This window comes from Candidatus Krumholzibacteriia bacterium (genome assembly GCA_035649275.1).
Classification (GTDB): domain Bacteria; phylum Krumholzibacteriota; class Krumholzibacteriia.
The window spans coordinates 1-8,278 of sequence record DASRJW010000109.1; the positions used below are offsets into that span (position 1 = coordinate 1).

General features: G+C 67.2%; 8 protein-coding genes. 4 read left to right on the top strand and 4 right to left on the bottom strand.

The window, feature by feature from the left end; all coding sequences use genetic code 11:
- The coding region (locus tag VFE28_11730) for a pyruvate kinase alpha/beta domain-containing protein (GenBank protein ID HZM16663.1) at positions 1–333 on the top strand (333 nt) is incomplete at its 5' end.
- 66 nt (positions 334–399) lie between these two features.
- Here the strand turns inward: VFE28_11730 and glgB are convergent.
- The 3 genes from glgB to VFE28_11745 all read right to left on the bottom strand — a co-directional run bounded on the left by glgB (position 400) and on the right by VFE28_11745 (position 4,085).
- Positions 400–2,295, bottom strand: coding sequence for a 1,4-alpha-glucan branching protein GlgB (gene glgB / locus VFE28_11735; GenBank protein HZM16664.1), 1,896 nt, complete (start codon positions 2,293–2,295; stop codon positions 400–402).
- 32 nt (positions 2,296–2,327) lie between these two features.
- Complete coding sequence (locus VFE28_11740) at positions 2,328–3,137, bottom strand: glycosyltransferase (protein ID HZM16665.1); 810 nt, start codon at positions 3,135–3,137, stop codon at positions 2,328–2,330.
- A 96-nt stretch (positions 3,138–3,233) separates the two neighbouring features.
- Positions 3,234–4,085 carry a hypothetical protein gene (locus tag VFE28_11745; protein ID HZM16666.1) on the bottom strand — a complete coding sequence of 284 codons (852 nt, stop codon included), beginning with the start codon at positions 4,083–4,085 and terminating at the stop codon, positions 3,234–3,236.
- 199 nt (positions 4,086–4,284) lie between these two features.
- Between VFE28_11745 and VFE28_11750 the strand changes: the two genes are divergently transcribed.
- On the top strand, positions 4,285–5,454 hold the full coding sequence (locus tag VFE28_11750; GenBank protein ID HZM16667.1) for an acyl-CoA dehydrogenase family protein: 1,170 nt from the start codon (positions 4,285–4,287) through the stop codon (positions 5,452–5,454).
- Positions 5,455–5,457: 3 nt separating this feature from the next.
- Here VFE28_11750 and VFE28_11755 read toward each other — a convergent pair whose 3' ends face one another.
- Positions 5,458–5,796, bottom strand: coding sequence for a 4a-hydroxytetrahydrobiopterin dehydratase (locus VFE28_11755; GenBank protein ID HZM16668.1), 339 nt, complete (start codon positions 5,794–5,796; stop codon positions 5,458–5,460).
- A 180-nt stretch (positions 5,797–5,976) separates the two neighbouring features.
- Between VFE28_11755 and VFE28_11760 the strand changes: the two genes are divergently transcribed.
- Together VFE28_11760 and VFE28_11765 are read left to right on the top strand one after the other, a co-directional pair.
- Positions 5,977–6,369 carry a BlaI/MecI/CopY family transcriptional regulator gene (locus tag VFE28_11760; protein ID HZM16669.1) on the top strand — a complete coding sequence of 131 codons (393 nt, stop codon included), beginning with the start codon at positions 5,977–5,979 and terminating at the stop codon, positions 6,367–6,369.
- A partial coding sequence (locus tag VFE28_11765; GenBank protein ID HZM16670.1) for a M56 family metallopeptidase occupies positions 6,366–8,278 on the top strand: 1,913 nt, incomplete at its 3' end. The genes VFE28_11760 and VFE28_11765, both read left to right, overlap by 4 nt.

Genomic DNA, 8,278 nt, shown 5'->3' on the forward strand with positions numbered 1-8,278 from the left:
GCGGTCATCGAGAGCTGCCAGGCCGCGGTCGTGGTGGCGCCCACACGTTCCGACGCCACGGCGCGCAGCATCACGCGCTTCCGGCTGCCCGCTTGGATCCTGGCGCCGACGCCGCATGCGGCGAGCGCGCAGCACCTGGCTTTCTCCTACGGTGTGCAACCGCTGCACGTGGACGCCACGGTGGACGACTGGCGCGCCTTCACGCTCGCCCAGGTACGGGATCACAAGCTGGAAGGCGACTTGGCGCTCCTCGTGCGCGGCCCCTCGCCGCAGCATCCCGAGGCCAACCCTTCCATGGAGATCATCCCGCTCGGAGCGCACCGAGGTGGTTGATGCGGTGATGACGCCGCGCCGCCTACACCACGGAAGTCTAGAATCGAATGCCAACCTTCACCTCTCTCACCCCGAGAGGTGATGGGCAAAGAAGAGCGCCCCCAGGGGCGGGAGCACCAGCTCCAGCGACTGAGCTCGACCGTGCGCCGGAATCGGCGCGGTTTGGAGACCGCCCAGATTGCCGAGACCGCTGCCGCCGTAGGTGCGAGAGTCGCTGTTCAAGACCTCGCGCCAGAAGCCGCCGCGCGGGACGCCGAGGCGGTAGCCGTGGCGCGGGACCGGCGTGAAGTTGAAGACGGCGAAGATCATGGTGTCCGTGGACCGCCCGTGGCGGACGAAGCTGACGACGCTGCTGTCGGCGTCGGAACAGTCGGCCCAGGTGAAACCGGTGGGGTCGCAGTCGCTCTCGTGCAGCGCCGGCTCGCCGCGGTAGAGCGCGTTCAAGTCTGTCACCCAGCTTTTGAGCCCCTGGTGCAGCGGCTCCCGCAGCAAGTGCCAGTCCAGGCTCACCTCGTGGTACCACTCCGCCCACTGGCCGAACTCGTTGCCCATGAAGAGGAGCTTCTTCCCCGGCTGGCCGAACAGGTAGCCGTAGAGCAAGCGCAGGTTGGCGAACTTCTGCCACGTGTCGCCCGGCATCCTGGCGAGCATGGAGCCCTTACCGTGCACGACCTCGTCGTGCGAGTAGGGCAGCACGAAGTTCTCGTTGAAGGCGTAGAGGAGCCGGAAGGTGAGCCGGTTGTGATGGTACTTGCGATGCACCGGGTCGAGGGCCATGTACTGCAGGGTGTCGTGCATGAAGCCCATGTCCCATTTGAGACCGAAGCCGAGGCCGCCCAAGTGCGTCGGGCGTGACACCATGGGCCAGGCGGTGGATTCCTCGGCGATGGTCTGCACGTCGCGGTGGGCGAGGTAGATGTCCTCGTTGAGGCGCCGCAGGAAGGCGATGGCTTCCAGGTTCTCCTTGCCGCCGAAGCGGTTCGGAACCCATTCGCCGGCCCGGCGCGAATAGTCGAGGTACAGCATCGAGGCCACTGCATCCACGCGCAAACCGTCGACGTGGTACTTGTCGAGCCAGAGCATCGCGCTGCTGAGCAGGAAGCTCCGCACCTCGTGGCGGCCATAGTTGAACACCAGGGTCTTCCAGTCGGGCTGGAACCCCTGCCGCGGGTCGGCGTGTTCATAGAGATGGGTGCCGTCGAAGTGAGCCAGCGCGTGCGGGTCGTTCGGGAAATGCGCGGGCACCCAGTCCAGGATCACGCCGATGCCGTTCTGGTGCAGGACGTCGATGAGGTACATGAGGTCCTGCGGCGTCCCGTAGCGTGCCGTGGGCGCGAAGTAACCGGTCACCTGGTAGCCCCAGGAGCCATGGAAGGGGTGCTCCATCACGGGCAGGAACTCGACGTGGGTGAAGCCTGTCTCTTTCACGTATTGGGCCAGACGCGGCGCTAGCTCCCGATAGCTGAGCGCCCGGTAGCCTTCCTCCGGGACACGCTGCCACGAGCCGAGGTGTACTTCGTAGATGGAAAGCGGCGCCTCCAAGGCATTGGCTGCGGCCCGCCGCGCCATCCACTCCGCGTCCCCCCAGGTGGTATCGAGATCCCACACCACCGAAGCAGTGCGCGGCGGACTCTCGTGGAGCAGTGCCAGGGGATCCGCCTTGTCCATGACGCCGTGTCCATGCTTCGAGCGGATGCGGTACTTGTACTTCGCTCCCCGCCCCACGCCGGGGGCGAAGCCTTCCCAGATGCCGGATTGACCCACCAGCGTGAGCGGTAGCTGCGTCGCGTCCCAGCCGTTCCAATCGCCGAGAACGCCGACCCAAGCCGCCTCGGGCGCCCAGACGGCGAAGTGCGTGCCCTCCGGCCCCGGGTGCGCGCCGAGCGTTTCGAACAGCCGCGAGTGTGTGCCTTCGTTGAAGAGATAGAGGTCCTGCGCATTCAGCCTGCTGCCTGGACGCACGGGGACTCCTAGGGGCACGAGAACTCCTGCTTTCATTCCTTCACGATGCCATGGGGCGTGCGCGTCTCGGCGGTGCGATGGAAACGCTCGACGAAAGGCGCATCATGAAGCATCGGGCCGGAGCTGTGGTGGCAATGGTACTGGATCGCCTCGAAGGTGAGCGGCTTGATCCGGAGTCCGCTGTTGACGAAGCGCGCCCACAGGTTGTTGTCCTCCAGGCCGCGGCCGATGATGCGCTCGTCGTAACCGTTGACGGCGTAGAAATCCTCGCGGTGCACCGAGAAGTTGGAACCCAGGATGGAGTAGTCGTCCCGGCGCAGACCGCGCAGCACCGACACCCAGGGCATGTAGAAGCCATTCTTGCGGTCGTGCTTGCCGGCGTGCTTCCACCAGAGCGGGACGCGCTCGAGGCGCCGCGTGCGGATGTCCTCGAGCGTCAGGCGCTCCGTCAGCTCTTGGTCGAGCATGACGCGCCGGCCGGAGAGCACCTGCCGCCGGCGCCGACGCCGGTAATGCCGTTCGAGGAAGCGGTGGTGCAGGATGCAATCACCGTCGATGAAGACGAGGTAGTCGGCGCGCGCGCGCGTCACCGCCCGGTTGGCGATGATCGTCTTGCGGAAGCCTCGATCCTCGTGCCATTCGTGCACGAGCGGATGGACAAGCTGTCCCTGCCACCGCTCGACGGTGGCGGCGATCTCCGGGCCAGAGCCGTCGTCGGCGATGACGACCTCGATGTCGCTCAGGGTCTGCTGCTCGACACTGGTGAGGACACGCTCGAGGAAGTCGTCGCGCTGGTAGACGGCAATGACGAGAGAAAGAAGCGGTGTCGTGTGCGGCGGCATCGCCTCGGAGCTTAGCGCTTGCGCCGGGCGGGCTCAAGGGCTGGGGGATCGCGGAGTCAGGACTGCGGCGCGGCACCTCTCCATCCAGCTCCAGCGTCAGGAGCGCTTCTCCAGCGCCTCCACGAGCGAGATCGCTGCATCGGGTTTGGCCTCGAAGAAGAGACTCGGCTCCACGAGCTCCAGCTCCAAGAGCCGCGGCGTGCCGGCCTCGTCCCGGAGCAGATCCACGCGCGCGTAGAGGGGCAACGCGTGTCCCGTACTGGCGAGAATGCGCTCGGCAGTAGCGATTTCCTCGGGAGCTGCTTCGACCGGGACGCCCTCGGGGCCGGCGTGCCGACCGCCACGGAAGAGCGAGCGCTTACGCACGGCGTGGGAGTAGACGCCATCGATGAAGACGAGACAGCGTTCGCCTGGGTCGTCCACCGTGGGGATGTAGCGCTGCACGAGCATGTCGCGCCCCGGCAGGTGCCGCTCGAGGTGGGCCTGACCGGCGTACGGCGTGTGCCGTTCGGCGCGGAGGGTGGCGAAGGAGTCCGCGGACACGGCAGGCTTGAGCACCGCCGTGTCCCAGCCGCGGGTGGCGAGAATCGCCCCCAGATCCACGTTCTCCCCGGTCGGCACGAACTCGGTGGGCACGATGGGCAGCCCGCGTTGCTCCAACTCGCGCAGGTAGAACTTGTGCGTGTTCCAGCGCACGATCTCGAAGGGGTTCCAGAGTCTGCTGACCGTAGCGACGCGCTGCGCCCAGTCGAGGAAGGCGTCGCGCCGGTGGTAGTAGTCCCAGGTGGAGCGGAGCAGCACCGCGTCGTAGCGCCGCCAGTCCACCGACGCATCGTTCCAGGCCGCCTCGTCCCCCTGATGGCCGCGGGCAGCGAGCGCCGCGAGGAGCGGCGGGGCGTCGAAGTCTTCTTGCGGCGGATTCTTGCAGCCGACGAGGGCGACGTTCATGAAAACGAGGATGCCGGAGCCCCCAGGTCACACGCAAGAGCCCCCGGCAAGCGCTCTCCCCCACGGGCCGAAAACGCGAGTTTCGGCGCACCGGGGCGTCCCTGGATCGAGACGGCCTCTTCGCCTAGACTCCTGCCCCGAGCGTTCGCATACGGTATGGATGGGTACGCTGCGTGAACCTGGATCGAGTCACGGGAGGATGCTCTTGAGCGGCTTGAGTCCCACGGATTTCTACGATGTCACCGGCTTGCTCGACGAAGAGGAGCGGGAGATCCAACGCAACGTCGGGCGCTGGGTGGACGAGCGCGTGCTCCCGATCATCGGTCAGGCATTCGACGAGCACCGCTTCCCGCAGGAGTTGATGCCGGAAATGGCAGAAATGGGGTTGCTCGGCTGCAACCTCCAGGGATACGGCTGCGCCGGCCTCAACAATGTCGCCTACGGTCTCGTCTGCCAGGAGCTGGAGCGCGGCGATAGCGGCTTGCGCAGCTTCGTCTCCGTGCAGGGAAGCCTGTGCATGTGGCCGATCCACACCTATGGCAGCGAGGCGCAGAAGGAGAAGTGGCTGCCGCGAATGGCCCGCGGCGAGGTCGTCGGTTGCTTCGGCCTCACCGAGCCCGACGGCGGCTCCGACCCCGGGGCGATGAAGACGCGTGCCACCCGCCGGGGCGACACCTGGAGCCTCGATGGTGCCAAGATGTGGATCACCAACGGCACGATCGCCGATCTTGCAATCGTCTGGGCCACGAGCGAGGATGGTGTCCTCGGCTTCCTCGTGGAGAAGGGGATGAAGGGCTACACCTCCCGCGACATCCTCAAGAAGTATTCGCTCCGCGCTTCGGTCACCTCGGAGCTCTTCCTCGATCACGTCCAGGTTCCCGAAGCGAACCGGCTGCCCGGCGCCGCCGGCCTGCGTGCTCCCCTCTCCTGTCTCACCCAGGCGCGGTACGGCATCGCCTGGGGCGCCATCGGCGCCGCCACCGCCTGCTTGCGCGAGGCCATGGCGTTTGCCCACCACCGCGTCCTCTTCGGCCGCCCGCTGTCGCACACCCAGACCATCCAGCGGCGACTCGCGGACATGACGCGCCGCATCACCACCGCCCAGCTCCTGGCGCTCCAGCTCGGACGGCTCAAGGACCGCGGTGCCATGCAGCCGGCGCAGGTGTCGTTGGCGAAGTGGAACAACGTGCGCATGGGGCTCGACGTGGCCCGCGACGCCAGGGACATCCTCGGGGCCGGTGGGATCAGCATCGAATGCTCGCCCATCCGGCACATGCTGAACCTGGAGAGCGTCATCACCTACGAGGGCACGGAGACGATCCACGAGCTCGCGGTGGGACGGGAGATCACCGGCGTCTCCGCCTTCTGAGGCTCAGCGGCTCAGAGCGTCCGTCTTCGCCGCCATGATGAAGTCGTTTTTGTGCAGGCCGCGGATCTTGTGGGTCCACCAGGTCACGGTCACGCGGCCCCACTCGGTGAGGAGCGCCGGGTGGTGGCCTTCGCTCTCGGCGAGGTCCCCGACCGCAAGGGTGAAGCGCAGGGCCTGGGCGAAGTCGGGGAAGGCGAAAACGCGCTCGAGGCGCTCGATGCCATCGCGCTCCACCAGCTGCCAGTCGGGGACCTGCGGCCGGACCAGCGCTCTCTCTTCGGCGCTGATCGTGGGTTCGCCGCGGCGGCAGGAAGTGCACTTCATCCCTTCGAGCCGGCTCATGCGCCGATCCTCCTCATGGAACCAGAGGCCCCCGCTGGGAAGGGGCCTCATCATACCTCCCGGCGCCGGGCCGGCTTCCAGGGCTTGACGCCTCCCCCGGGTGGTGCTAATTTATCCGCATCATGCTGATGCATCAGCATACTGCTGATCGATGCGCATCGAGGAGGGTGGGCAACGACGATGAGCCTTTCGGATCTCGGACGGCGTGAACGTCAGATCATGGACGTCGTTTTTCGCCGCGGCCGCGCTACGGTCGCCGAGGTACTGGCCGAACTCCCCGACCCGCCCAGCTACTCCGCGGTGCGTAGCATGCTCCGCCTGTTGGAAGAAAAGCGGTATCTGCGTCACGAGTGGGACGGGCCGCGTTACGTCTATCTCCCCACCGAAGATCCGGAGCAGGTACGCCGATCGGCGGCTCAACATCTGCTGCGCACGTTCTTCAACAATTCCATGGAGTCGGCAGTCGCCGCCATGCTGGGCGCCGGGAAGCCACCTTCCGACGACGAGCTCCGGCGCCTGGCCCAACTGATCGAGCAGGCGCGCCGCAAGAATGCTGGAGGAAGGCGTCGATGATCCGCACACTCGTCTCGCTCCTGAACACGGCGCCGGGGCCGCAGGCGCTCGGCGTCATCGCCAAAGTCACGCTGCTGTTTCTCGCCGGGGCACTCCTCGCCGCGGCGCTGCGCCGCTGCTCGGCAGCCGTCCGGCACTGGGTCTGGGCGCTCACGCTGCTCGCGGCGCTCGGTTTGCCGCTCCTCAGTGCGATCGGGCCCGTATGGGTGCTGACAGTCACCCAGCCATCTTCCTGGAGCCACCTTGCGCCCTCGACGCGGAGGTTCTCGGCCGAGGCCGTACCCGACCGCTCGCTCACGGCAGTGGCGCCAGCCGTCGATGCCCCCAGCGCGGGAGGGGCGACGAGTAGCGAACTCGCCAACCGCGGCACGTCAGGTGTCGCCTCGTTGTCGATCGCTGGGTGGGTCGCGACTCTCTGGGTGAGCGGCTGCGTCGCGGTCCTCCTGTGGACCACACTCGGACATCTCGGGCTGGCACGGCTCAGCCGGCGAGCGGCAGCGATCGACAGCCCGGGATGGCGCCGCTTGCTCGGCGAAGCCGTGCATCGCTGCCGGGCGCGAAGACCGGTCCGGCTCTGCAGCAGTCCAGGTGTCGGCGCTCCGGTGACCTGGGGATGGAGGCGTCCCCTCGTGGTGCTCCCGGCCCATTCGGAGTCCTGGCCTGAAGAGCGGCGGCGTGTGGCTCTCGAGCACGAGCTGGCTCACATCGAACGCTGGGATTATCTGGCGCAGCTCGGTGCCACCCTGGCTTGTGCTGTGTATTGGTTCCATCCGCTCGCCTGGATCGCTCTACGTCGACTCCGGGCCGAGAGCGAGCAGGCTTGCGACGATCGTGTCCTGGCGAGCGGCACCTCGGGTCCGGACTATGCGATGCATCTGCTCGACGTGGCGCGCGGCGCCCGGGTCTGGTGGGGAGGCTCGGTTGCGGTCTGCATGGCACGGCCGACGCAACTGGAAGGGCGGCTCCTCTCCTTGCTGGACGAAGCACGTCCTCGGGGCTTGATGTCTCCTCGCCTTCGGCTCTTGGCGGCGTCAACAGCGGCCTTGGCGCTCATTCCCTTGGCCGGAATGCAACCCGAGGTCCGGGCCACGCCGGCCGTGGCGATGCGGTCGCAGGAAACCGCTGCGATGCGATCGCAGGAAACCGTGACGATGCGGACTGGCCAAGATTACGTCGCCAAGTCCGGCCATGGCGGCAAGGACGCCGACACGAGCTCCGCCGACTCCACCTTCGAGAAGACCTTGCCGGCGTCGCCGGGAGAGCTGCTGACCCTCGACCTCGACACCGGCGGCGAAGTCGAGCTCGAAGGCTGGAGCGAGCCTCGCGTTCTCGTGAGGGTGAGACTCGGTGGCGAGGATTGGCAAGGCACGCACGTCGACATCGAGCGCGATGGCCGTGGCGTGCACGTGACCTCGCGTCAGGCTCGCGGCAATGGCTCGTACTCCACCTCCCATCGTTTCGAGATCCGCGCCCCTCGCAAGTACGACCTGCGCCTGCGATCCAGCGGCGGGAGCGTGACGATCGTCGCGATGGAGGGGACGTTCCGCGGCGAGACAGGTGGCGGCGAGATCACCCTCGATGAGGTCCACGGCGAGGTGAACATCTCGACGGGTGGCGGCGAGATCAGCGTCACCGATGCGGACGCCAGCGGCTCGGTGAGAACTGGAGGAGGGACGGTCCAGCTGTCGCGAGTGCGAGGCGGCTTGCGGGCTTCCTCGGGCAGCGGACCGGTGGTTTACGCCGAGGAGACCAGCAGCGGGAAGGGTGGAAAACATTTCTATGTCGACTTGAGCGGCGTCGAGGTGGACGCCTCGGGGACACACGTCGAGGACGCCCGTGCCGACGCCACCGGCTTGCTGACCATCGAGAAAGCCGGCGGCGAGGTCGTGCTCGAAGAGGCTCCGCACGG